We start from the raw sequence: 25,276 nt of genomic DNA on the forward strand, positions 1-25,276 counted from the left end.
CCGGACGAGAGGTGTCCTACCGCCGATGTACGGGCGTGGAAGAGAGGGCACCCCGAAACCACGCCGAAAACTTGCGATCTCGCGCAGGGTGTGTCGCTGCTGGCGCTGCGGGGAGGGCCTTCGTAGGCGTGGCGGCGCGGCGCTTTCGTGCTCGCTGTGGGAGGAGGCGCGTCCCGGGCGCGGGGCTGTCGCGCTCGCTCGCCACGCTCGCCACGCTGGCCACCTTGGCGTCACGGCATGGAGACGGCGCCGCCGCGCTTGCGCGAGGGACGGAGCGGTTATTGGGTTGCGTCTGTTTATTTAAGGATTGTCGTTGCCGCGCTCCCCGCCTTCGTGCGGTGAGCCGGCGCGCTCCCAGGCGGCGTAGTCGCCGCTCGTGAGCAGCGGATCCTCGGGCAGGGCGCCGGGCTCGGCCGTGTCGAGCGCCGGGTCGAACGCGGGGTCGAGCAGCCGGGTGAGGTCGAAGCGGAGGAAGCGGCCGGCGAGGTGGGGGCCTTCGCTGACCCAGAGGACGCGCGCCGTGGCGTCCATGACGACCGCGTGGGTGGCGATGAGCGCGTCGATCGCGCGCCGGTCGCCGAGCGGCAGCGGCGCGCCGCCGCGCCCGCGCCGGTCGCGCAGGACGTCGACCGCCGCCTCGATCGTCGCGCCCTCGGGCAGCGCCGCGAGCCGCTCGTCGAGGCGGTCGCGCCGCGGGCGGGTCGAGGTCTCGGCCTCCACGCGCAGGTTGCGCGGATCGCCCGCGAGCGGCCCCTCGAAGTGGTTGGTGAGCGGGACCTTGCCGCGGCCCCGGCGCGCGTGCAGCGGCGCGCCGGGCGCCCGCTCGGCGATCGCCGCCTCGCCGCCCGCGTCGACCAGCATCACGAGGTGGGAGACCATCGGCGCGCGCGCCTCGAGGATCGCGAGCGCCTCGTCGACGCCCCGCGCGCGGCCGAGCACCTCGCGCATCGTGTGGACGACCGGCTCGCCGGCCGCCCGCGGCTCGCCGGCCCGCCCGCCGTGGACGACGAGCGCGAGGCCCGCGGCGTTCATCCCCGTCACCGCGCCGATCAGGCCGGGCCAGGACACCGAGGCGTACGGGATCTTCCCCTGCTCGTGGACGAGGAACACCGCCTTGCCCTCGTCGAAGACGGGCCCGGCCTCGAAGTCGAAGTTGCGGGCGAGCACCGCGTGCCCGTCCGCCGACGCCGTCCCGGTGAGCGCGAAGCTCGTGCAGCCGATGAGCGGCGAGTGCTCGAACGAGAGCGCGATGTCGTAGAGCGACTGGAGGAAGACGAAGCGGTGGTACGTGGGGAGGACGCCGTCGAACGGGTCGGGCGAGAAGGCGCGGGCCTGCGCGGCGATCTCGCGCCGCACGCCGTCGGTCATGCCCTCGTCGACGCCGCGGAACTCGAGGCGCGACAGGTCCATGATGAGCCACCGGAGCGGGGCGACGGGCACGTGGCGGTGGAACTGCTCGTAGAGGGTCCCCTCGTTCTGGACCATCTCCGGGTAGAAGAGCCGCCCGTGCTGGTGCCCGATCTCCTCCGGCGACCCGGAGAGGCGCGCCTCGAGGATCCGCCCGCGGCGGCGCACGTAGGCCGGGCCGAGCACGCGCAGCCCCCCCGGCCCTGTCTCGGGCTCGCCGGCGGTCGCGCGGATCGGGGGCGGCTCGATCCGCGTCGCGGCGGCGATGCCGAGGTGCGCGAGGATCGGCGCGGCGAGGAGCGCGGCGGCCGCGAGGAGCTTGCGGCGGTGGCGTGCGAGGCGCGGCGGCCGCAAGTCAGGGAGGCGCCGTCGCCGGCTGCCGCGGGTGGGGGTCGAGCTCCGCGGCGAGCGCGCTCGCCGCGGCCGGGCGGACCGGGTCGGGGAACGGCACCGGCGCGGCCGGCACGTGGCGGAGCCCGCGCGTGAGCGCGAGCGTCGCCACCACCCGGCGGATGATCCGCGCCGGATCGCGCACGCTGTCGAAGTGGGTGAGCCGCTCGCCCTCGGGCGGGTAGATGACCCGGATCGGCGCCTCGACCAGGCGGACGCCGGCGGCCACCGCGCGCAGGAGGATCTCCGCTTCGAAGGCGTACCCCTCGTCGCGGGCGCCGAGCGACAGCGTCGTCCGGAGCGGGTAGCGGCGCAGGCCGCACTGGGTGTCCGCGAAGGGGCGGCCGGCGAAGAGCGAGAGGAAGAAGTTCGAGATCCGGTTCGAGATCTGGTTCGCGCGCGGCGCGCCTGCGCCCGCGAGATCCCGGACGCCGAGCACCAGCGCCTCGGGGTCGGCGTCGGCCTCGATGAGGCGCCGCGCCTCCTCCGGCGGGTGCTGTCCGTCCGCGTCGATCGTGACCGCGACGTCGAAGCCTGCGGCGACGGCGAACTCCATCCCGGTGCGCAGGGCGGCGCCCTTGCCCTGGTTCTCCGGGTGGCTCAGCACCGTGGCGCCGGCCGCGCGCGCCCGCTCCGGCGTCCTGTCGCTCGACCCGTCGTCCACCACGATGACGGAGCCGGCCAGGCCGTGGACCCGGAGCGCCTCCCGTGTGACGTCCCCCACGTTGCGCTCGGCCTGGTAGGCGGGAATGATGGCGCAGATCCGCATGAGACGGAGCGCGATTACCATGGTGTGCCCTGGATGAACAGCGGCAGGCGCCCGGAGCGCCGTCCTGGCCTGCTCCTGCTCCGTTGCCGTCCTGCGTTCCGTCGCGTCTGGATGAGCGAGATCGTCTCGCTGCTGGGCGACTGGATGAGCTTCGTCGCCGTGAGCCTGCTCGCGCTGGGGGGCGAGGGGGGCGGGGTCGTGGCGCTGGCGCTGGTGATGGTGGGGCATCACCTCCCGAACGCGCTGTTCGCGCCGGTGGCGGGGGTGCTCGCGGACCGGCTGGATCGGCGGTGGCTGCTCATCGCGACGAGCGTGGCGCAGGGGGCGCTCACGGTCGGGATGCTGGGGGCCGCGGTCGCCGGCAGCGTGGTCGGGGTGCAGGTCCTCGTCTTCGTGCGCGCGTCGGTGGGCGCGCTGCGCTTGCCGGCGCAGAGCGCGGTGCTGCGCCATGTGGTCGAGGAGGACGAGCTGCTCGAGGCGAACGCGATCGTGTCGGCGACGTGGAGCGTCATGTTCGCCGTCGGGATGGCGTTCGGGGGCCTGATCGCGGGGCTCGGCCCAGCGGCGGCGCTCGCCCTGGACGCGGCGTCGTTCGGCCTGTCGGCGCTGTTCCTCCGGGGGCTCCCCCCGATGGCGGCGGAGGGGCGGCCTGCGGAGGGCGGCGTGCTGCCGGCGCTCGCGTCGGTGCGCCGCGACATGGTCCTCGCGTGGCGGCACGCGTGGGAGCGGCCGCCGCTGCTCGACGCGGTGCTCGCGAAGACGCCGGTCCACATGGCGAACGGCGGGGCGCTCCTCTTGCTCAACCTGCTCGCGACGCAGCTCCCCTTCGCGGGCACGGGCGCGCTCACGCTGGGGGTTCTCCAGTGCGTGCGCGGCGCGGGCACCGGGGTCGGCCCCCTGGTCGGCGTCGCGCTGGTCCGCCGCGGCCTGCGGGGCGAGCGCGCGGCGGCCGGGGCCGTCTGGGTGACCTTCGGAGCGATCGCGGTGTTCGCGGTGACCCGCCACCCGGCGGCGCTGCTCGCGGTCGTGCTCGTGTGGGGCCTGGGCAGCGGGGCGAACTGGGTGCTGTCGAGCACGGAGATCCAGCGGCTCTCGCCGGATCGTTTCGTCGGCCGGCTCTCGGCCGCCGACAACCTGGTCCTCACGGTGGGCCTGTGCGGGACGTTGCTCGGCGGGGCGTTCCTGGTGGAGCGCGCCGGTGTCCCCGCGGCTTCCGCCTGGCTCGGCCTCGGCGCCGGCGTCGTCACGTGGCTCGGGGCGCAGTGGATGCTGCGCCGGCGGGCCGCGGCGGTCTCGGCGGTCCCGGCGCCGCCTCCCTTGCCCCCCGAGATTGCGGCGGTCCCGGCGCCGCCTCCCTTGCCGCCCGAGACCGAGCGCAGCTAGCCTCCCGCCCCGATGATCCCGGACGTGTGGGCGCCTCTGAGCGGCCTCTCCGTGCGCCGCTGCGAGGACGAGGGCCTCATCAACGGCACCTGGCTGGCCGGCGACCCTCCGCGGTACGTGGTCCAGCGGGTGAGCCCCATCTTCGCCCCGGAGGTCCACGACGACATCGAGGCGGTGACGGCGCACCTGGCGGCCCGCGGCCTCGCGACGCCGCGGCTGCTGCGCGCCGGCGACGGCGCCCTGTGCGCGCGCGACGCGGAGGGCGCGGTGTGGCGGGTGATGGACTTCGTCCCTGGCCGCACGCACCACCGGGTCGGCTCTCCTGTGCTGGCGCGCGCCGCCGGGGAGCTCGCGGCCCGGTTCCACCGGGCGGTCGACGATCTCGAGCACGTGTACCGCCACGTCCGCGCGGGCGCGCACGACACGGCGCTCCACATGGAGCGGCTGGACGGCGCGGCCACGGGGGGCGAGGGGCGGCGGCTGGCGGACGCCATCCTCGACGCGTTTCGCACGTGGCGGGGGCGGCTCGACCTGCCGGTCCGGCACTGCCACGGCGACCTCAAGATCTCGAACCTGCGCTTCTCCGAGGCGGGGGAGGGGATCTGCCTGCTCGATCTCGACACGCTGGCGCTGCAGTCGATCGACGTGGAGCTCGGCGACGCGTGGCGGTCGTGGTGCAACCCGGTCGGGGAGGACTCGACCGAGACGCGCTTCGATCTGGAGGTCTTCGCCGCCGCCGTGGCGGGCTACCGCGAGGCGAGGCCGTTCGGCGCGGAGGAGCGGGAGGCGCTCGTGGACGCGGCGGAGCGGATCGCCCTGGAGCTCGCGGCGAGGTTCTGCCGGGATGCGTTCGAGGACCGGTACTTCGGCTGGGACCCGTCGCGCTTCCCGACGCGGGTCGCACACAACCTGTACCGGGCGGCGGGGCAGCTCTCCCTGGCGCGCTCGGCGCGGCGCCAGCGCGGGGAGCTCGCGCGGCTGCTCGCGGGGGGGTGAGCGCGGCGCGCGCCCCTGCCGCGCCGGGCGCCGTGATGCGCTATCGCCCCTTTGCGCTCGTCAGCGATCTGCCACCGCGTAGGTCATCACCGGCTGCACGCGGCCTTTGACCGTGATCTCGCTGATGGGACGTGTGTTGAAGACGTCCTTCACGAGGAGGTGCGTGTCCTCGCTGAGGAGCACGCTCACGCCGAGCTCCTTGGTCGCGCTCTCCAGGCGCGAGGCGAGGTTCACGGCGTCGCCGATGACGGTGTACTCCATCCGCGCTTCACTGCCGATGTTGCCCGCGACGACCTCGCCGGTGTGGATCCCGACACCGGTCTTCAGCGCCGGGATTCCCCGTCTGGCGAGTCGCTCGTTGAAGCGCTCGAGCGCGGCGCGCATGCGGATGGCCGCGCGCACGGCGCGCACGGCGTCGTTCGGCCTGGGGACGGGCGCGCCGAACACCGCCATGATCGCGTCGCCGATGTACTTGTCGACGACCCCGCCCTCGTCGAGGATGATGGCCACCATCTCGGTGAAATACTCGTTGAGGAGCCCCACGAGCTCATGGGCGTTCATCCTCTCGCTGATGGTCGTGAAGCTCCGGATATCGCAGAAGAGGATCGAGACGGTGAGCGTCTCGCCGCCGAGCTGCACCTTGCCGGCGAGCAGGTGCTCGAGCACCGATTCGGTCATGTACTTGCCGAAGGTGCTGCGGAGCTTGTCGCGCTCCTTGAGGCCGTCCACCATCGAGTTGAAGCCGGTCGCGAGATCCTCCAGCTCGTCGCCTGTCTTCACCGCCTCCACATGGACGTACCGCTGTTGCTCGAGGTGCTTGAGGGCGACGTTCACGCGGGAGAGCGCGCGCGCCATCGTGCTTGCGAGGCGCGCGCCGAGGATCAGCGAGAAGAGCGCCGCGACGGCGAGCACGCCGGCCGCGAACATCAGGTTCTGGCGCACGATGTTCCGCACGTCGCTCACGTCGAGCGCCATGACGATCGAAAAATCGCCGGCCTTGCCCCGGAGCGATCGGGGCGCGAAGCGGGAGAGCGCCCACAGCGAGCTCGCCTCCTCGACGATCGTGGGGTGGGTCTCGTCGCCGATGACGGCGCCCTGGAGCAGCTCGGTCGGGAAACGCGCCGTGCCCGTGACCCTCTTGCCCGACGGGTCGACGAGCGCGATCTCCACGCCGAGCCTCGTCGCCGCTTCGTCGAAGTAGGTGTGATCGATGGGGATGCAGGCGAGCAGCGACCCGGCGTCGCTCCTCGCATGCTGGGCGATCATGTACGCAGGCGGCGAGCCTTGCTGTCCATCACACCCATGGACGAGCACGTCCCGCAGGTCGTCCATCTCGCCGAGGCCCGGGAGGCCCTCGGTGAGCCCGGGGACCTCGTCCGTGCTCGTCGGCGGCGCATCGAGCCCCCTCGCCGCGACCAGCTCGCCGAGCTCGTCGAAGGCGACGATGGCGACGTTGGGATGAGCGTCGGTGACGGCCTCGAGCGCCGTCCCCACGGCCGACTCGTGCCGCACCCGGAGCCCCTCGACCAGCTCGCGCGTGCGAGACGCCTGGCGTGAGCTCGCCGAGATGGCGCGCTGCTGCTGCCTGAGCTCCAGCCGGAAGTTGCGGATCGCCTGCGGGACGCGCTCGCTGATCTGCGCGAGGAGCTGCCGGTGCATCACCCAGGAGAGCACGGGGAGGGCCGCGAGGGTCGCGAGCGAAGAGAGCGCGACGAGGACGGTGAGCTTGGCGCGCACGGTGCTGAGGCGGAACATGAAGACCGTCATCAAAGCAAAGTCGGCTTCCGGTGGACAGCGCTTCGTCCGGGCAACAGCGCTTCGGTCGGTCACTGGCACCTCGGGAGACCGCCGCACGATGGGTGTCATCGACGACGAGTCCGACAACCGCGCGGTGTTGTGCGCTCGGCTCGTACCCGTCGCGGCGGTGGCGGGCTATCTCACGTGCCCGGGGTCAACGGGTGGATTCCCGATCTGCAGGGCGAAGGCGACCTTGGCGGTGGAGCTCGTGCGCCATGAACGGGCAATGACGGTGGTCGACCGTCGCCAGGCCGGTCGCCGGGTCGATGTACATGCCGAGATAGGCGCAGATATCCCGGTAAGCCGCCCGCAGCTCCGGCAACGCCTGCACCCAGAATGGGGGGAGGGCCCCGGAGGGGATATCCTCGATCCGGTCGGTGAGCTTCTCCCGCCGTGGTCCGGGTCGTCTGGGCGCTTCGGTCGAGCCGATCAGCTCCTTTAGCGCCGCCTTCCCCTTCTGTCGGACCTTGGCGTCGAATTCGGCGGGCTCGGCGGCTCGTTGGACGCGAATCACGCAGACTCCCTGCCGGCGTGCTGCTGGACGTAGTACCGCCAGCGCACCAGGAAGGGATCCATCTCGGGGAGCGTGCGGAGGAGGGCCTCGTTGACGCGCCGGACCTCGGCCGCATCAGGGCTCGAGTCCCTGAGCAACTGCCGCGCCTGGCGCAGCACGGCCTCTGCCTCCGCGGACGTCGCGGCGTCGAGATCGAACACGTCGGACATCAGCCAGCGGTTGACGTCCCCCCGCTTGTGCCACACGTCCTGCGCGATCTGCACGGCGCCGTCCACGAGATCGAGCTTCCAGAGCGCGTCCGCTTCGGGATCGAACAGCGGTTCCACCGACGCGAGCACCAGCGGGGAGTGCGTGGCGGCGATCACCTGGACGCGCGGCGCATGCGCGCCCCACGCGCCGATCGTCCTGAGCAGCCCCGGGAGCACCGCGCGTTGCCACCGGGGGTGGAGGTGGGTCTCGGGCTCGTCGATGAGCAGGATGACCTGCTCCGAGAGCGGAAGGGCCTGCCGCCGCGCCGCCTCCTCGTGCTCCGAGAACGCCCAGGTAAGAAGGTACGCCAGCTTGAGCATGCGCTGCATTCCGGCCGCCGCGAAGATCACCGGTACCTCGTCGCCGTAAGGCATCTTGATCGTGGGGACGTCGCGCACGTCCTCCAGAAAGGGCCGGGTGGGTTTGCCGGCCTCCATGGGCCGTTCCGGATCCTCGGACAGCGCCTCGAGCATCCGGGAGAGCATCGCGAAGCGAGGGTCATGGGACTGCTGCCAGCGCGTCCAGTCGTCGAGCAATCCTCTGCAGACCACCTGGTTGTCGCCGGTGCGGAGCTCATCGAAGACCTGACCCGGCGTGAAGTGGTAGGCGGGCAGCATCTCGCGCTCGCTGCCGTCCGCGCCGCGGTAGAGGCGGTAGTTCTTCGCCGGATCCCAGACCGAGAACGCGCCGTCCGCGCGCGCGTAGAGGACGAGGCCGGGGTTCGATGGCCGCCCTCGCTTTCGCTTCCAGTCCTGGGCCTTCGCGATCCAGGGGGACACGTCCTCGGTGAGCCCCTTGGCCCCGTCGAAGGCGAACCCGATGGACGCGTCGGGCCGCCTGGGGACAGCCGGGTACTGCGGCCAGGTCCGCGTGAGCGCCCACCAGGCGACATCGAGGAGGAACGACTTGCCGAGGCCGTTGTCGCCGGTGATGAGGTTCAGCCGTCCCGCGAGCGGCCCGAACGTGAGCTTGTCGGCCGGACCGATGCCGTCGAGCTCCAGCTGTCTAAGCATCGTGTTCTCTGGTGAGCAGCGGGCGCGAGCTTCCGCGCGCGCGGAGCGCGCCTGCTTCAGTCGTTGCCATCGTCGTCCAGTTTGCGCGCGTCTCGTGCCACCGCCACCCGCCCGTGCGCTCGTCCTCCGTGCGGATGCGGTTGAGCTCGATCGGCCGCGCCAGGACCTCGTCGCGCACCTGGTCGTCGGTCGCACCCCGGGCGACGTCATCGACGAGGTAGAGGCGCGAGCGCACGCGCACGAAATGGCCCTGCTGCGGGGTGACCGACACGGGCGCATCCTAGGATGCGAGGGCATCCCGGAGGAAGGACATGGGCGGGTGCCTGCTCGGCGAGACCCCCGGGCATGTCGGACATGGGCGGGTGCCTGCTCGGCGAGACCCCCCGGGCATGTCGGACATGGGCGGGTGCCTGCTCGGCGAGACCCCCGGGCATGTCGGACATGGGCGGGTGCCTCGCCGCTCACGCCCCCGGGCATGTCGGACATGGGCGGGTGCCTGCTCGGCGAGGCCGCCGGGCATGTCGGACATGGGCGGGTGCCTGCTCGGCGAGGCACCCGGCATGTCGCCGCGAGCGGTCCGGCTAGAGCTCGGGCTCGGCGCTCACCGCCGGCGCGGCCGGCGCCACGTCGCCGGGCGCCGCCGGCGGGCTGGGGGCCGCGGGCGGGGCCTGCTCGGACGCCGCGCGCCCGCGCAGGGCCCGCTCGCGATCGGCGTTGAGCTTGTCGATGTAGGCGAACAGCCGCGCCTCGTGGTCGGCCGGCAGCTTGCTGCCCTCTTCCTGGATCTCGTCCCGGAGCGCCTCCCGGAACCGCCCGAGCAGCCCGACCGCGGCGCCGCGGAGCGGGCCGGTGGCCCCGGCGTTCTCGCCCGTCGCGAGGAGCGTGGCGCGCCTGCGCAGCAGGCCGTCGATGTCGTCGCCGGCGGCGACGAACGCCTTCACCCAGTCGTGCAGCGTCCCTCCGCCGGGGGTCGCGGCGGCCTTCAGCTCCGCCTTGAGCCGGGTCAGCTCCGGCCGGTTGTCGAGCGCCGCCGCCGCCTCGTCCGCGTACGGGGCGCGGAGCACGTCGAGCTTCGGGACGAACGCCTGCTGCGCGGTCGCCGCCGCTTCCTTGAGCGCCGCCGGCAAGGCGGGGTGCGCCTCGACGGCCTTGCACAGGAAGAAGACGGCCGCCCCGAGGCCGTCGTGCCGGACGTCGGCCTCGGCGAGCTCCCTGGCGAGCGGCGCCTGCGTGCCCGCGGCGTCGGGGATCGCGTCGATCTCCTTCTGCTTCGCCCGGAGCCGCGGCTCATACAGCTTGCCTGTCGCCGACAGGCGCAGCTCATCGGCCTTGTCAGTCAAGAGATCGCGCAGCGCGAGCTTCAGGTCCCCTATCGTGAGATTGCGCAAGGTCACCTCCGTGAATGGCGTGATCGGCCACCCCCCACGGCCGCACGGGCGGCCGAGAGGGCGAGCCAAGGAGTGTTGCTGGAGCGTCACAGGATAATGAACTTCTCCGCATCCGGTAGTCCGAATTCGATGGCTCGGAGGCGGAGGACCTGCGGGTGCGCTGAAATCGTGCTGGGAACCGGTCGAGTTTGGCGCTTTTCCCGGCGAGACCGCCCCACCTGTTATCGCTTGTAATTGCTATTTACGATGTCGTTTGCTCCCTTCGCGACCGCGGAGGCAAGCGATGACGTCCGGGTGGATGAGACGGGGTTGGCGGCTGTGCGCGGGTTGCGTTCTCTTGCTCATGGTGGTGAGCGCGCCCCTCGGCGCGTGGGCTCAAGCGTTGACGTTGCGCCGGATAGGCGATCCCCTGCGCGCGCGGCTCACCGGCGCTCGTGGCGGCGCCGAGCTCGCGGCGGCGCTCGCCGGGGACGCCGCCGTGCTCGCGAGCGCGGGAGACCCCGCCGGCGGCCCCGGCGGCCTCGCCGTCGTCCCGATGGTGGCCTTGCCAGCGGACGTTCGCGCCGATGGCGCCGGCCCGGGGGCGGACCCGTGGGTCCTGTTCGACGGCCGCGGCGACACGGGGCTTCGCAGCGAGACCGGGGAGAAGGTGCGGATCCGGGTCTCGTTTCCGCAGCCCACCGCGCTGGAGGCGCTCTCGCTGTACGGGCGCAGCGAGGGCGCGCTCACGGTCCGCGCGGAGGACGGCGCAGAGCTTCAGGCCGCCTCCGGCCTCGTCGACGTGCCGCTCCACGACACGGGCGAGCGCTGGACGCGCCTTCCCATGGCGGTCACGGCCCAGCACGTCGTCATCGAGTGGCTTCCTTCGGGCGAGCGCGGGCCGCAGGAGATCCTGTTCTGGACCGCCGGCGCGCCCACGCGCGGCCTCTCCGAGGTGGAGCTCGCCGATCGCGTGCTCGCGGGGCGGCTCGCCGGGGCTTACCAGTTCGCCGCGACGTCCGAGCGGGCGACCGTGACGCGCACGGGCGGAGAGCAATCGCTGTCGTTCCACGTGGACACCGATCCACGGGCGCTCGCGCGCGCGTTCCTCGTCTACCAGCTGGAGGGCCGCGGCCACTGGTCGAGCGTGAGCCGGCAGATCAACGGCACGGCCCCGCGCGGCGGCTCGCTGGCGGCAGCGCCCGCGACCGGAGGCCTGCAAGTCGAGGAGATCGCGCCCGCGTGGCTGAGGCGCGGCGATAACGTGGTGCGGTTCCGGCCCTCCGCGGAGCAGGAGCACGGATTCACCGTGAGCGCGCTCCGGGTGGTCGGGATCCCGCACGCCGGTGTAATCGAGGCGCGTTCCGCTGCCGAGGCGCGCGCCCGGCCGGCCGGCGAGCGCGTGCCTCGCACGGAGGCGCTGCGCCTCGATTTCGGCGCGCGTGTGGCGCCCCACGCGCTCCTCTTCCAGCTGACCAGCGCGGGCGCCGGGGAGCTCCGGATCGCGCCCGGCGAAGGAGCCGAGGGGCTGCGCTTCGACCTGAAGGGCCTGCCGCCGGGCTGGCACCGGTTCGATCTCCCGGAGTCAGCGACATGGCCGGGGGCGGCCTCCGTGCAGATCACGCCGGCGAAGGGGAGCCGCGCCGAGGTGTCGGACGTCGCCGTGGTGGCGAGCCCCGTCCCCTCCCGCGCGCGGCGGATCGCGCTGAGCATGCCGCTGCACGGCGAGTGCGCCGAGGGACGAGCCCATGTGCGCGGGTTCCTCGATCTGGCCGGCGAGGGCGCGTCGCGAGCACGGCTGTTCGCCGGCGCGGAGCCGGTTGCGCTGGGCGACGACGGCAGCTTCGAGCTCACGCTCCCGGAGCCCGAGGGGGCGAGTCACCGGACGTGGACGGCGCGCCTCGAGGCGCGGCTCGAGGACGGCACGCGCCTCGGTCGCGAGCTAGAGCTCGGTCCGTGCGCCGCGGGCGCCGCGCCGGGCGGGCTCGTCGTGGACCACGGCGCGCCCTATGGCGCGGTGGTGAGCCCGGACGAGGGCGCGGTGCTCTCGTTCGCGGGCGCCACGCTCGATATCCCGCCAGACGCGCTGGAAGAGACGACGCGCATCACGATCCGCCCGCTGATGCCCGTCCAGGTGCAGCCCATGGGGCGCGCGATGCGCAATGTGACGCCCGAGGGGCGCGCGTTCCGCTTCGGCCCGCATGGGCTCAAGTTCAAGAAGCCGGTGAAGCTGACGCTGCCTGTCGACGCCGCGGCGATCCCGAGCGGCGCCAGGGCCAGGGAGATCTTCGGCTTCTACTTCGACGAGGCGGTCCAGCGATGGACGAAGCTCGGGCGCGTCGAGGAGGGCGGGGCCCGGGAGCTCACGAGCTTGACGGATCACTTCACCGATTTCGTCAACGCGGCGATCTCCATGCCGGATCAGCCGGGAGCGCAGTCGTTCGATCCCAACGCGATGAAGGGGATCCAGCTCGCGAGCCCGTCCGCGGGCGTGTCGTTCATCGAGCCGCCGGAGGCGAACGGCCAGGGCACGGCGCAGCTGTCGTTCCCGATCGAGGTGCCGCCGGGCCGGCACGGCATCGCGCCGGATCTGGCGGTCACGTACGAGAGCGAGCTGGGCAATGGCTGGCTCGGCGTGGGGTGGGATCTGCGCGTCTCGGCGATCGAGATCGACACGCGGTTCGGCGTGCCGCGGTACACGGGCGACGAGCTCTACACGCTCGACGGCCAGATGCTGCGGGCCATCCCCGATCAGCCGGGCAGGTACGAGCGGCGCGTCGAGGGCGCGTTCGATCGCATCGAGCGCCTCGGGGCCGATCCCGGGAGCTTTCACTGGGTGGTCACCGACAAGGACGGCACCCGGTATACCTACGGCGAGAGCGCGGACGCGCGCCTCACGGACCGGTCCGGCGAGGCCGGGATCTTCCGCTGGAACCTGGAGCGGGTGGAAGACACGTTCGGCAACCGGATGCGGATCTCGTACTTCAAGGACGCGCCCGAGCGCGAGGACTGGGTGCAGCTCTATCCGCAGCGGATCGACTACACGGAGCACGAGAGCGGCTTCCCCGGAGCGCACTATCACGTCGTTTTCACGTTGGACGACGGAGCGCAGCGGAGCGACGTCGTGAGCTCGGCGCGCGCCGGCTTCGAGGTGCGGACGACGCGGAGGCTCACGCGCGTCGACGTCACCATGGGCCAGGCGCCCGACGCCGAGGAGATCATCCGGAGCTATCATTTCGCGTACGACACGCCGGACCCGCGGCACCATCACAAGTCGTTGCTGAAGAGCATCGCTGTCCATGGAAACGGCGGTGAGGAGATGCTCTACGAGCACGGCTTCGAGTACTTCGGCCTCCAGCAAGCGGACGGCGAGCTCCAGGTGTTCTCGGCGCCGACCGAGTGGGGCCTTCCCGCGGAAGGGCGCGATGGCCTCGGGGCCACGAGCTCGGTCGAAGGGGGGCTCAGCGCGTTCGTCGGCGTGGGGCCGACGGTGTGTGATCCGCACGCCGGGGTGGGGGTCTCCGTCTCGTTCGGGGCGGACGACGAGGACGTCGCGTTCACGGACATCAACGGCGACGGGCTCCCGGATTTCGTGGGCAGCAACGGCGTCTGGCTGAACTCGCTCCCGGATCGGTCGAGCGGAAACGCGTTCTCGCCGGAGAGCGTGGGCAGCACGCACCAGATCACGGCGAGCCTGCAGGGGGCGATGCACATGTTGCAGGAGCTCGGAGGTCTCGGTCTCAACCGCGCCTGGAGCACCGCGACCGCGCAGAGCCTGCTGCTCGACATCAACGGGGACGGCTTCCCGGAGCTGCTGGATGGGAGCGGGGCGGCGCTGAACCCGAACAACGCGCGGCTGGGGCCGGGCGCCCGCGGCGCCGGGTTCACGATCGACGAGGACTTCAGCGATGGCGAGCAGGTCGAGGCGCTCCGCAACGCGTTCTACCGGACCAGCGCGCTGGTGAAATGGACGCCGCCGATCGACGGTGTCGTCGTCATCGACGGCGGCGTGTCGCTGGCCGGGGGCGGCGCGGGAGACGGGGTGACGGCGTCGATCACGAAGACGATGCTGGCGCCGCGGCCGAGTGACAAGTTGCACCGCGAGCACCTGCCGCTCTGGCAGAGGGACATCGGGCCGAGCGATGCTGCGTGTGTGCCCGAGGGCGAGAGAGGGTGCGGGAGCGGCATCCGCGTCCGCGTCCGTCCGACGGATGCGCTCTTTTTCCGCGTGGACCCGAGGGAGGACATCGAGGGCGACATCACGCGCTGGAACCCGCGCATCCGCTATGCGGAGCTCTGCCCGTCGGACTCCTGCCGGCCGTTGCTTCCGCGCGAAATAGGGCGCCCCGACGCGCTCGGGCGTCCGATGTATACCTATACCTTCGCGGACGACTTCTCCGTGCTCGACCGGAGCGTGCCGGGCTGGGCCGCAGGGGCGGACGGGCAGGTCACGGTGCAGGCGAGCTTCGTCCGGACCGACGCGGACGATGCGTTCGATGTGCGGCTCGTGCGCCGGGACGTCGACTCGGGGCAGAGCGTCGAGGTCCATCGGACCAGGGTGTCGGGCGCGCAGCTCGGCACCGAGATCGCGTGGCCGGTGTCCGTGCTCCAGGGCGATCTCCTGTTCCTGTACGCCGAGCTCGGCGAGGACGTGGTCGACCCGTCGCGCGTGCAGTACCAGGGGTTCGCCCGGTACACCGAGGTGTGCGGCCACGACGCGGATCCTGGGAGCTGCCGCGCTGTGGGCGAGTGCGCGCCCAGGTTTGGCGCGCCGTCCGGAAAGAGGGTTTGCGGGCTCGAAGCGTCGCCCGGCGACGGCGGGCCGATCTCGGTGCCCGAGGAGTCGATCCTGGCGCCCGTGCAGCTGAGCGACAGCACGATCGGCGGGACGGCGCTTCTGCTGTCGCAGCTGGAAAAGGTGGACGCCCGCATGGTGGGCGGGTTCCGCGGCTTCAGCTACGGCGAGTGGACGACGGAGTATCCGTTCGACGAGAACCAGCTCCGCCGGAGGCCGGCGGAGAACAAGCCGCCTTATTTCACGCGCGTCGAGCCGCACTGGGAGGGGTACCACGCGAGCTGGTCGCCGGGGGACGCCGGGTTTCCTCTCGTGGGCAGCGTCAGCGGCCCGGTGTTCCGGGGCTCGGGCGCGGACATGTACATCCGGGCCGGGGAGCTCAAGCCGTCGCGCGTCGGCGGCATCCGGCCGGAGGACGTGGCCAACGTCCCGGGGCTCAGGAAGAGCCACAACGGCTCGGGCTCGGGGGAGCTCGCGCTCATCGGGTCGTTCCAGGTGACGACCGGGACCACCGAGTCGAAGCTGGAGCTCGTCGACGTCAACGGCGACGGGCGGCCCGATGCCGTCACGCAGGGCGGCGTGCGCATCCAGACGTGCGGCAGCGGCGGCCGGTGCGACGGGCAGCAGCCGGGGCAGTATGGCGCACTGACCGTCGACGGGCCGGGGGACATCCGGGTCATCGAGAGCATGAGCGCGCGGTTCGGGTTCGGCTTCGGATCCGCGGCGTCCGCCGTCGCGGAGAAGATCGAGGCGAGCGCCGAGACCAAGGAGGTGCTCAGCGTGCTGCCCTCTCTCGGCAAGAGCTGGGGCACGTCGCAGACGACGCGCGACCTGCTCGACGTGAACGGCGACGGGCTTCCGGACAAGGTGAGGAGCGCGGGCGGTGTGCTCCATGTGCAGCTGAACCTCGGCTACCGCTTCGGGGACGAGCGCCCCTGGGCGGCGCTCGATCCGAGCGGCGATCCGTTCGAGCCGTTGCCGGAGGTCGACGGGGATCCGCTGACCGCGCTGGGCCGGGTCTGGTCTCCGGAGCATCTCTCGTCGGTGCGGGTGCAGGACAACACGACGAACAGCCTGCAGGTGGGTTATGCGGGGATCGGCGGCGGCATCGCGCACACGGTGAGCCGGACGCTCGTCGACTTCGTGGACCTGAACGGCGACAGGCTGCCCGACCGGGTGATCAAGCAACCTGGACAGGGCTATTACCGCGTCCGGCTGAACCTCGGTGACCGCTTCGGGCCCGAGGAGAGGTGGAGCGCGCCGGCGGTGAGCGGCGCGCTGCCGTGGGGCGTCGTGCTGGAGAAGAAGTTCACGAAGGAGATCAACGGCAGCAACGACGCGCTGTCGTTCTCGGAGACGACGGCGTTCAACGCCGGGTATGGCGTGCCGATCAAGATCACGACGCCGTACGTGTGCATCGTGCTCGAGATCGCGGCGCAGCTCGGGTTGAGCGACGGACGGAGCGAGCTCGCATGGGAGGACGTGGACGGCGACGGGACGGCGGATCACGTGCTGAAGCTGAGCGAGGGGATGCTGCGGGAGAGCGACCCGGCGCTGCGGGCGCGGCTGAACCTGACGGGCAAGACCAACCGGCTGTCGCGGGTGGTGCGTCCGCTCGGCGGCAGCATCCGGCTGGACTATGCGCGTGAGGGCAACAAGGTGGCGTATGCGAGCAGCCCGGACGAGCTGAGCGTGGACATGCCCCGCAGCAAGTGGGTGCTGTCGCGGGTGGAGGTGGACGACGGCATGGGCACGCCCGCGTACGTGCACACGTTCGATTACCACCAGAGCGGGTTCTACGACCGGGCGGAGCGGGAGGACTACGGCTTCGCGCAGGTGACGGCGACACGGGAGGACGGCTCGCAGATCGTGACGCGTTACCACAACCAGGACTATTACCGTCGCGGGCTCGTGGCCGAGGTGATCGAGCAGGACGCCGAGGGGCGGCTGTTCAGCCGGCAAGAGGTGGTGTACCGGGCGCCCGGGGCGCAGGCGACGCTGACGGGCTCGTTCTTCCCGGCGGAAGAGCTGCGGACGATGTCGTGGTACGAGGGCAAGACGACGGACCCGAGCGCGCCGGGCAAGCAGACGCGCGAGGAGCGGGACTGGGACGACCGCGGCAACCTCATCGGGGTGATCGAGCACGGCGAGCCAGGCACGCTGGAGGACGACGTCACGAGCACGATCCATTACGTGACGTACGACGGGCCGCACATCGTGCGGGCGGACAGCGTCGAGGTGCGTGACAGCGCGGGGACGCTGCTGCGCGAGCGCACCGCCGGGTACAACGAGGTGACCGGGGCGGTGGAGTGGATCACGAGCACGGTGATCGGGGGCAAGGATCCGGCGACGGGCGCGCCGTACACGGGCGACGCAGCGACGAATCCAAGATGGGAGTTCACGCACGACGCGTACGGCAACCTGGAGCGGGCGATCGAGCCGCGGGGCTTCACGCTGACGTACGAGTACGACGATGTGGCGCAGACGTACCTCTCCCGGGTGGAGGACTCGTTCGGATACTTCTCGGAGAGGTGGTCGGACTACCGCTACGGCGCGGTGAGCGCGGTGCGGGACGTCAACGGCCATGAGGTCCACTACGACTTCGACGGGTTCGGGCGGCTGCGGGCGGTGTTCGGTCCGGACGACCCGCTGGCGGCGGCGGAGGCGACGATCGCGTTCGAGTATGCGCTCCAGGCCGGGGAGAGCGTCGCCATGCCGGCGTGGGCGCGGACGCGGCACAAGGACGTGCAGCACCCGGGGGATCCGATCGACACGGTGACGTTCGTGGACGGGCTGGACCGGGTGATCCAGACGAAGAAGGACCTGGAGAAGGATCCAGGGACGGGGGCCGCCGCGGTCGTGGGCATGAGCGTGAGCGGCCGGGTGGTGCTGGACGAGCGGGGGCGCGTCTGGCAGCAGGGGCAGCCGGTGTTCGCGACGGGGGAGGCGACGGCGTTCGTGGACGTGGCGCTGAAGCACCCGACGACGTTCGAGTACGACGTGCTCTCGCGCATCGTCGAGCGGAGGGAGCCGGACGACGAGGCCGAGGGCGGCGAGGCGGTGACGACGACGAGCTACGATATCGAGGAGCTCGATGGCGTGGCGATGTTCGTGGCGACGGAGGTCGACCCGAAGGGGAAGGTGCGCAAGGCGTACCAGGACGTGGACAACGCGATCGTGGCGGTCGAGGAGCGCAATCGGCTGGGCGGGTCGGAGGCGTGGACCACCCTGATGACGCGGTACGGGTACAGCGCGGTCGACGAGCTGGTGCGGGTGACGGACGCGCGCGGGAACGTGACGACGGCGGCGTACGACACGCTGGGGCGGATGGTGACGCTGACGAGCCCGGACATGGGGCGTACGGAGTGGCGTTACGACCGGTCGGGCAACGTCGGGGCGCGGCAGACGGCGAAGCTGGCAGCGGAGAGCGCGGGCAAGCTGATCCGGTACGAGTACGACTTCAACCGGCTCACGCGGGTGAACTACCCGGACTCGACGGACGTGACGTATGTGTACGGCGAGCCGGACGAGGCGGGCGACGAGCACGGCAACCGGGCCGGGCGGCTGGTGGAGGAGCAGAGCGAGGCGGGGAAGAGGACGTTCTGGTATGACCGGCTGGGGAACGTGGCGAAGCTGACGACGGAGTTCCCCCGGCTGAGGGAGCCGCACCGGGGGCCGTACCAGGCGACGATGGAGTACGACTTCGACGGGTTCGGGCGGCTGCTGTCGATGAAGTTCCCTGGCTCCGGGGCGGAGGTGGTGACGTACGGCTACGACCGAGGGGGCCTTGTGCGGTCGGCGGTGGGAACGAACACGCAGACGAACCCGCAGCACCCGGACGAGCCTGCGGTGACGCAGTACCTGCTGCACATCGGGTACGACGAGTTCGAGCAGCGGGTGAGGGTGGTGCACGGCAACGGGATCGCGACGTCGTATCGGTATTACGAGAAGTCGCGGCGGCTTCAGGAGATCAACGCGGACCACCGCGACCGGTACCTTGTGGAGCGCGGCCGGCCGGCGCGGGCGTTCCAGCGGATGCGGTACGCGTACGACCCGGCGGGCAACCTGGAGCGGGTGCGGAACGAGGTGCCGTACGAGCAGGACATGCCGGGCTCGGTGCTGGTGGGGCCGACGACGCAGGAGTACGGGTACGACGATCTGTACCAGCTGCTCTCGGCGAGGGGGACGTACCAGGACCGGAGAGACTGGCAGTACCGGTACCGGCTGTCGTTGGCGTACGACGAGATTGGCAACATCCTGACCAAGGACCAGGCGAGCTACCGGTACGTGCCGCAGGCGTGTCCCACGCCGGTTCCGGCTGGGTGCGACGGATGGCGCGAGGACCACGCGATCCGGGAGCAGACGTACCGGTCGGAGTACCGGTACACGGGCCCGCAGCCGCACGCGCCGAAGCGCATCGACGAGCAGCTCGTGGCGGAGTCGGCCCCGTGGTCGCGGGTGATCAGCTACGACGCGAGCGGCAACCAGACCGGCTGGACTTACCCTGGCTCGGGCACGCGTGCGACGGAGTGGAACGAGGAGAACCGGGTCACGCGGGTGACGCAGAACGGGCAGGTGCTGTCGCGGATGCTGTACGACGGCGACGGCGAGCGGCGGGTGCACCAGCACCACGTGAGCGGCGAGGAGGAGACGGCGTACCACGACCAGCACCTGACGCTGCGGGACGGTCGGTTCGTGACGAAGCACATCTATGCGGGGCAGACGCGGATAGCGAGCAAGATGGCCCCGGACTGGTTCCGTGACCCGCCGACGCTGTACTACCACCCGGACCACCTGGGCAGCACGAGCTTCGCGTCGAACAACGAGCAGACGCTGACGCAGCGGGACGAGTATTTCCCGAGCGGGGAGCTGTGGATAGACGCGTCGGACTCGCGGTACGAGCTGAGGCGAGCGTACGTGTTCACGGGGAAGGAGCTCGATCAGGCGACGGGGCTGTACTACTTCGGGGCGCGGTACTACGACCCGAGGAGCAGTGTGTGGCTGAGCCCGGATCCGATCCTGGACGAGTACATGGACGGAGGGACGAGCGGAGGGGTGTTCAACCCCGGGAACCTGGGGCTGTACAGCTACACGCTGAACAACCCGGTGAATCTGGTCGACCCGGATGGACGGCAGGCGCAAGGGGGACACCGGAACTTCGCGCCGGGTGGCAATGGAATGGGTGGCTGCCGGCATCCGAACTGCTGGTACGGGCCCGAAGGGGCTCGCTTCCAGCAGCAGATGCAGATGCAGCGCTTGGCGGAGCAGCAGGCGCAGGGCAGGATACCGACAAGCCCGGCGGCTGCTCCTCCTAGGACGGTGCGCATGGGCGGCGTGAACCGAGAACCGGTGCTGCCACCGCGGACCGCTGCCCAGCAGCAAGCGGCGGCGCCCCCGAAGCCGGTGCCGGCAGTGCAGCCTGGGCAGGCAGCACAACCGGCGAAGCCACCGCAACCTGCCCCGGCAGCGCAGCCGCCGAAGCCTGTGCAGACGGCGGCCGGCAAGGCATCCGCGCAGCAGACGTCATCCAAAGCAGCCGCAGGAGAGAAACCAAGCGTTTCGGTTAAGAAAGTTGTGAATAGCAATATGCCGCATGCTGCAGAAAGGGCAGTTGAGCGCGCGGGTTTCAGTAGTGCAAAGGATGCTCGCGCCGCGCTTCAAGAGTTCGGGGTCAGTATAGAAAAGGGCGGCTTACCGAGTGGTGCTATCCGAGATACTGCCCATGAAGATCGAGTGATTGTTCCTGGGTTCGGGCAGCGAGGGGCTGTTGTCTATCAGGTCAAAGACGGGACTCTGAGGTTGAAGACGGTGTTGCAATGGAGGCCGCTAAAATGAGTGAATCTGACTCGTTAAATGGTGTTGGGGTCTTTGAGTTGCGTGTGTCTGAGGACGATTCCGATGTGGCGTATCTTCGGTTGCCGTCTCATCCTGGAACCAGTCCCTGTGAGATGTCCAAGTCTGCTCGGCTTCGTGATCTTATTGGTGATTACGATGGCCCGGATGTGGTGCTTGATTTTGATTTGAGGGGTGTTCTTGTTGGTATTGAGATAATTGCATAGGCTGGGAAATCTGGCGAAGCTGACGGCCGAGTCCCTCCCCCCCCCGGGCTGCGCGAGCCGCACGGGGGAGGGGACCATACCATGCGATACACGCAGATCAACCCACAGCACCCGGACGAGCCTGCGGTGATGCAGTACCTGCTGCACATCGGGTACGACGAGCTCGAGCAGCGGGTGAGAGTGGTGCACGGCAACGGGATCGCGACGTCGTACAGGTATTACGAGAAGTCGCGGCGGCTTCAGAAGATCAACGTGGACCACCGCGACCGGTACGACGCAGCAGGCAACCTGGAGCGTGTGAGGAACGAGGTGCCGTACAACCAGTCGATGCCGGGGTCGGTGCTGGTGGGGCCGACGACGCAGGAGTACGGGTACGACGATCTGTACCAGCTGCTCTCGGCGCGCGGGACGTACCAGGACCGGAGAGACTGGCAGTACCGGTACCGGCTGTCGTTGGCGTACGACGAGATTGGCAACATCCTGACGAAGGACCAGGCGAGCTACCGGTACGAGCCGCGAACGTGCCCTCCCCTTCCGGAGCCGTGCGACCCATGGCAGGAGGGCCACGCGATTCGGGAGCAGACGTATCGGTCGGAGTACCGGTACACGGGGCCGCAGCCGCACGCGCCGAGGCAGATCGACGAGCAGCTCGTGGCGGAGTCGGCCCCGTGGTCGCGGGTGATCAGCTACGACGCGAGCGGCAACCAGACCGGCTGGACTTACCCTGGCTCGGGCACGCGTGCGACGGAGTGGAACGAGGAGAACCGGGTCACGCGGGTGACGCAGAACGGGCAGGTGCTGTCGCGGATGCTGTACGACGGCGACGGCGAGCGGCGGGTGCACCAGCACCACGTGAGCGGCGAGGAGGAGACGGCGTACCACGACCAGCACCTGACGCTGCGGGACGGTCGGTTCGTGACGAAGCACATCTATGCGGGGCAGACGCGGATAGCGAGCAAGATGGCCCCGGACTGGTTCCGTGACCCGCCGACGCTGTACTACCACCCGGACCACCTGGGCAGCACGAGCTTCGCGTCGAACAACGAGCAGACGCTGACGCAGCGGGACGAGTATTTCCCGAGCGGGGAGCTGTGGATAGACGCGTCGGACTCGCGGTACGAGCTGAGGCGAGCGTACGTGTTCACGGGGAAGGAGCTCGATCAGGCGACGGGGCTGTACTACTTCGGGGCGCGGTACTACGACCCGAGGAGCAGTGTGTGGCTGAGCCCGGATCCGATCCTGGACGAGTACATGGGGGGAGGGACGAGCGGAGGGGTGTTCAACCCCGGGAACCTGGGGCTGTACAGCTACACGCTGAACAACCCGGTGAACCTTGTCGACCCGGATGGGAGGAGCGCGCAGGGGGCGCATCGGAACTTCCCGCCTGGGGCCAACGGGTGCAGGCACCCGAGCTGCTTCAACGGGCCGGCGGGGCAGAAGTTCCACCAGGAGCAGATGCTGCAGCGGATGAACGCTGGCGCTGCGGCGGCGGGTCGCACGTCTCGCGGTATCGGGGACGGCATGCGCCGGCTGCTGTTCAGGTTCGTGATGCAGCAGCAGCAGACTGCTCGGCCGCCGGCGCAGCCAGCCGCCGCGCCGGCGCAGCCGCCGCAGGCTACGCAGCCGGCGAAAGGCCCGCAGCCGGCGCCAGCGGCGAAGCCGCCGCAGGGGGCGGAGGCGGCGAAGGCGGCGACATCATCATCCGCAGCGGGTGCAAACGGAGGACTCAAATGGGGCAATCCGGCGAGTAAGCCAACCTATGGTCACACATTTACTAGTCACACGGCAAAGCTTACGCCGAAGCAGCTAACGGATAGGGCCAGAGGGTTGGGTCACCAGGCAAGCTAGTGGACAAATGACAAGGCGGCGGCCAATTTTATTGCGGACGTGGCAAAGAAAGGTCCTGGGGTTCACGATGTCCCGCTTCCGAAGGACATGGGGCGGAGCTTTCTTGCTGATGGAACTCAGCTGAATTCCGATATGGCGCGGGTGATAGTCAAGCCAGATGGTGGGGTGAGGACCGCGTTTCCGTTTAGTTCGACTCATCCCAACTAAGACGCGCGAGGTTGACGTGATTGAAGACGAAATTGCATCGATTCGAAGAATTTGTTCTGACCTCGGGCTTCCTGAGGGAGACTCGTATGTTCAGGATTGGGCGTATGAATTGCCGGAGGAGTTTCGGGGCGAGGTTGCATTCTACAGGTATCTGGATGCGTACGCTAACCCGACATATGGGGATCCTGAGCGGCGCATACTAATGCAGCTGGCACTGGATGTGGCGAACGATTTGCTGCAGCGGGATGAAAATATTGGTGTGTCGGCATGGAATGCTTTGGCCAGTGTCATTCGCGTGAGGCCTGATCTTCATCGAGATCAAGTTGAGTACTGGGCAGCGGTCGGGGAACCTCTGGAGGACGCCTTTGCATTGACGCGCATGGTTCGCGGGCTTTGGAATGAGATCTACGCTTGTGCGGACGAGCAGTCTTCGTGAAGTGTTGTGGTGCGGTGTGTCGAATTTTATGTTTCGTGGATAGAGCGTCAGCGCGGGTACGACGCAGCGGGCAACCTGGAGCGCGTGCGGAACGAGATTCCGTATGCTCAGTTGATTCTGGTATTGAAGCTATGGAATGCATATGCGAGAGCGTGTTCGTGAGGTGTTGATGCTGCTGTCGAGCTTGGAACTGCAGCGTGCCTACCAGGTGCGGATTCCTGCTGTGAACGTGGCGGAGGAGCTGTTTAATCAATGGGACGATTGCTACAGGCCAGACAACGCTGAGTTTGACTCTCTGTTTTCTGTGGAGGAAGGCCGCGCGCTTGGGGAGTTCTCCAGGATTATCGATGTCATCGCCGAAGATACCCCTCAGGTTCTTCCTCCACTGGAGGAATTCATGGCGACTGAGGCGTGGAAGCGGCTCTGCGCCGAAGAACAGAAGGCTTTAGGGGCACTGGCCAACCAGGGGCCGCGGAACTGCGGCGCTGGCTGGATGGGTGACGCCGCGGAACGGTTCGCTTGATGAGAATGCGAGCAGGGGCAGGTGTGGATGAGGGCAAGGCGCTGCTCCTCGGTGCTGAGTTGTTTCGCTCGGTTGTGAGCGAGATGCGCCCAACGTGGATCGGCGGAGTCCTTGAGGCGGTCCTTGCTGTGACCCGATGCGACTTCTTGGGGTTCGGGCAGAGGATCGTGGCAATATGTCGCGACAGGAATTCGTGAGGTACGGCGGAGGGCCTGTTCCTCGGTCTCAGGCGGGTCAGCCTGAATCTCGAGAGCGAAGGGGCGCCAATCGAGTGTGCGATGGTAGAGCTTCTCGAGGTCTCCGCTAAGGTCGTATTCAATGCAAGCGGAGCTCAGCCGGGTTTTGACGCACACGCCGGAGCACGGGGCCTCCCGCTGGTGTGGCACATCATGAGGCTCGTCGAGGAAGGACCTGGACGCGAGGAGGCGCTGCGCTGCGTTGAAGAAGCCTTGTGGCGAGGGGTGGGAACGGAAGTCGCCAACAGGTTTGCGACAGGCCGGGCGAGGAACCTATGAGAGGATTTGCGCTGGGGGCACGTTCCGGCACCAGGCCCCCCAACCAGTCGAGGTCGGGGCGGCCGCGTTACGGCGGGCGTCGCGCCAGGTTCGGGCGCGGCGCTGGTCGTGTCTGTGTGCGGCGGCACCGCGGTTCGGCCGGCGCGAGCTCCCCAGACCCGAGCTCAGCGATCGGGCTCGGGTCGGGCCCACGCCAGCCGAGGGGGGCGATCCGCCGCCACGCCCCCCAAACCCCGGCCGAAGCCGCGGATCGCGACGACGGTTCGCCACCGCAAATCAGCCTGCGGGAGCTCGTCCAGCGCGCGCCGCGGGCCCTCCGCCGCTCAGGGCGACGGCTGTGCCGGCACGAAGCGCTCGATGACCGCCTTGCGAAGCAGCTTCAGCGGCAGGATGCCCTGGGCGAGCACGAAGTCGTGGAATCGCTGCGCGTCGAAGCGCGAGCCCATGGTGGACGCGATCTCTCGCCGCAGCTCCATCAGCCGGGTGAACCCGTCGAAGTACGAGGTCGCCTGCCCCGGCGCCCGGCAGGTGTAACGCTCCACCTCGGGCGGCATGAACGGGAGCAGGATGGCCTCCGAGCAAAGCGCCCACCCCTCCATGTTGGCGCTGTTCTCCGCGAAGACGGCCCGGGCGATCGAGACGCCCCGCTCGACGAGCGAGGCGAGCTGGAGCTCGTGCCCGGGGCGCGCCGCGTGGGCGGTGAGCGTCCATGACGCCGCGGCGTAGGTGAAATCGTCGATCCTTCGCAGCTCGTCCGAGGGCCCTGGCAGGCTGAGCGGAAGCACGAACTCCCCCCGCTTCTCCCTGGTTGTCGAGCAGCCGCGGCGGCCGCATGCGCGGCGCCGGCATCTCGGCGCTCTCGGCGGCGGTGCCGAGCCGGATGCGCGCCGGCCGCTCCGGCAGCGTGACGAGGCGCTCCTTCCGGATGATCTCGTCCATCCGGGCGAGCCGCTCCCTGTAATGCGTCAAGATCGCCGCGGCCTGCAGCGCGAGCGCGACCCCCTCGGC

General features: G+C 70.1%; 15 protein-coding genes. 7 read left to right on the plus strand and 8 right to left on the minus strand.

Annotation, left to right across the window (positions count from 1 at the left end; all coding sequences use genetic code 11):
• Positions 1-300: 300 nt before the first annotated feature.
• Together ACSRUE_RS13610 and ACSRUE_RS13615 are read right to left on the minus strand one after the other, a co-directional pair.
• Positions 301-1,761, minus strand: coding sequence for a C45 family autoproteolytic acyltransferase/hydolase (locus tag ACSRUE_RS13610; RefSeq protein WP_441291360.1), 1,461 nt, complete (start codon positions 1,759-1,761; stop codon positions 301-303).
• 1 nt (position 1,762) lies between these two features.
• The gene (locus tag ACSRUE_RS13615) at positions 1,763-2,566 is read right to left on the minus strand and encodes a glycosyltransferase family 2 protein (RefSeq protein ID WP_441291361.1); all 804 of its coding nucleotides are present in this window, start codon (positions 2,564-2,566) and stop codon (positions 1,763-1,765) included.
• A gap of 33 nt (positions 2,567-2,599) precedes the next feature.
• Between ACSRUE_RS13615 and ACSRUE_RS13620 the strand changes: the two genes are divergently transcribed.
• Positions 2,600-3,949, plus strand: coding sequence for an MFS transporter (locus ACSRUE_RS13620; RefSeq protein ID WP_441291362.1), 1,350 nt, complete (start codon positions 2,600-2,602; stop codon positions 3,947-3,949).
• Positions 3,950-3,973: 24 nt separating this feature from the next.
• The gene (locus tag ACSRUE_RS13625; protein WP_441291363.1) at positions 3,974-4,945 is read left to right on the plus strand and encodes a phosphotransferase enzyme family protein; all 972 of its coding nucleotides are present in this window, start codon (positions 3,974-3,976) and stop codon (positions 4,943-4,945) included.
• Between the two features lie 60 nt (positions 4,946-5,005).
• On the opposite strand, the gene ACSRUE_RS13630 is transcribed toward ACSRUE_RS13625, so the two are convergent.
• From ACSRUE_RS13630 to ACSRUE_RS13650, 5 genes are all read right to left on the minus strand, one after another.
• A complete protein-coding gene (locus ACSRUE_RS13630; protein WP_441291364.1) occupies positions 5,006-6,700 on the minus strand; it encodes an adenylate/guanylate cyclase domain-containing protein in 1,695 nt (564 codons plus the stop codon).
• A gap of 196 nt (positions 6,701-6,896) precedes the next feature.
• The gene (locus ACSRUE_RS13635; protein ID WP_441291365.1) at positions 6,897-7,256 is read right to left on the minus strand and encodes a hypothetical protein; all 360 of its coding nucleotides are present in this window, start codon (positions 7,254-7,256) and stop codon (positions 6,897-6,899) included.
• The gene (locus ACSRUE_RS13640; protein WP_441291366.1) at positions 7,253-8,518 is read right to left on the minus strand and encodes an AAA family ATPase; all 1,266 of its coding nucleotides are present in this window, start codon (positions 8,516-8,518) and stop codon (positions 7,253-7,255) included. Before ACSRUE_RS13640 ends, ACSRUE_RS13635 begins: the two co-directional genes overlap by 4 nt.
• The gene (locus tag ACSRUE_RS13645) at positions 8,511-8,789 is read right to left on the minus strand and encodes a hypothetical protein (protein WP_441291367.1); all 279 of its coding nucleotides are present in this window, start codon (positions 8,787-8,789) and stop codon (positions 8,511-8,513) included. Before ACSRUE_RS13645 ends, ACSRUE_RS13640 begins: the two co-directional genes overlap by 8 nt.
• 310 nt (positions 8,790-9,099) lie before the next feature.
• Entirely contained in the window at positions 9,100-9,906 is an 807-nt protein-coding gene (locus ACSRUE_RS13650) for a hypothetical protein (RefSeq protein ID WP_441291368.1), read from the minus strand.
• Between the two features lie 343 nt (positions 9,907-10,249).
• Between ACSRUE_RS13650 and ACSRUE_RS13655 the strand changes: the two genes are divergently transcribed.
• The 5 genes from ACSRUE_RS13655 (at position 10,250) to ACSRUE_RS13675 (ending at position 23,753) form a co-directional block, all read left to right on the plus strand.
• Complete coding sequence (locus ACSRUE_RS13655; protein WP_441291369.1) at positions 10,250-20,515, plus strand: SpvB/TcaC N-terminal domain-containing protein; 10,266 nt, start codon at positions 10,250-10,252, stop codon at positions 20,513-20,515.
• Positions 20,512-20,739 (plus strand): DUF2283 domain-containing protein, encoded by a 228-nt coding sequence (locus ACSRUE_RS13660; protein ID WP_441291370.1) that lies wholly within the window; start codon positions 20,512-20,514, stop codon positions 20,737-20,739. Before ACSRUE_RS13655 ends, ACSRUE_RS13660 begins: the two co-directional genes overlap by 4 nt.
• A gap of 81 nt (positions 20,740-20,820) precedes the next feature.
• Positions 20,821-22,587, plus strand: a complete 1,767-nt coding sequence (locus ACSRUE_RS13665; protein ID WP_441291371.1) for an RHS repeat domain-containing protein — start codon at positions 20,821-20,823, stop codon at positions 22,585-22,587.
• A 223-nt stretch (positions 22,588-22,810) separates the two neighbouring features.
• Positions 22,811-23,230 carry a hypothetical protein gene (locus ACSRUE_RS13670; protein ID WP_441291372.1) on the plus strand — a complete coding sequence of 140 codons (420 nt, stop codon included), beginning with the start codon at positions 22,811-22,813 and terminating at the stop codon, positions 23,228-23,230.
• 136 nt (positions 23,231-23,366) lie between these two features.
• The gene (locus ACSRUE_RS13675) at positions 23,367-23,753 is read left to right on the plus strand and encodes a hypothetical protein (protein WP_441291373.1); all 387 of its coding nucleotides are present in this window, start codon (positions 23,367-23,369) and stop codon (positions 23,751-23,753) included.
• 838 nt (positions 23,754-24,591) lie between these two features.
• On the opposite strand, the gene ACSRUE_RS13680 is transcribed toward ACSRUE_RS13675, so the two are convergent.
• Entirely contained in the window at positions 24,592-25,053 is a 462-nt protein-coding gene (locus ACSRUE_RS13680; RefSeq protein WP_437764589.1) for a DUF885 family protein, read from the minus strand.
• Positions 25,054-25,276: the final 223 nt, after the last annotated feature.

It is taken from the genome of Sorangium sp. KYC3313 (genome assembly GCF_052075895.1).
GTDB lineage: Bacteria > Myxococcota_A > Polyangia > Polyangiales > Polyangiaceae > Sorangium > Sorangium cellulosum_B.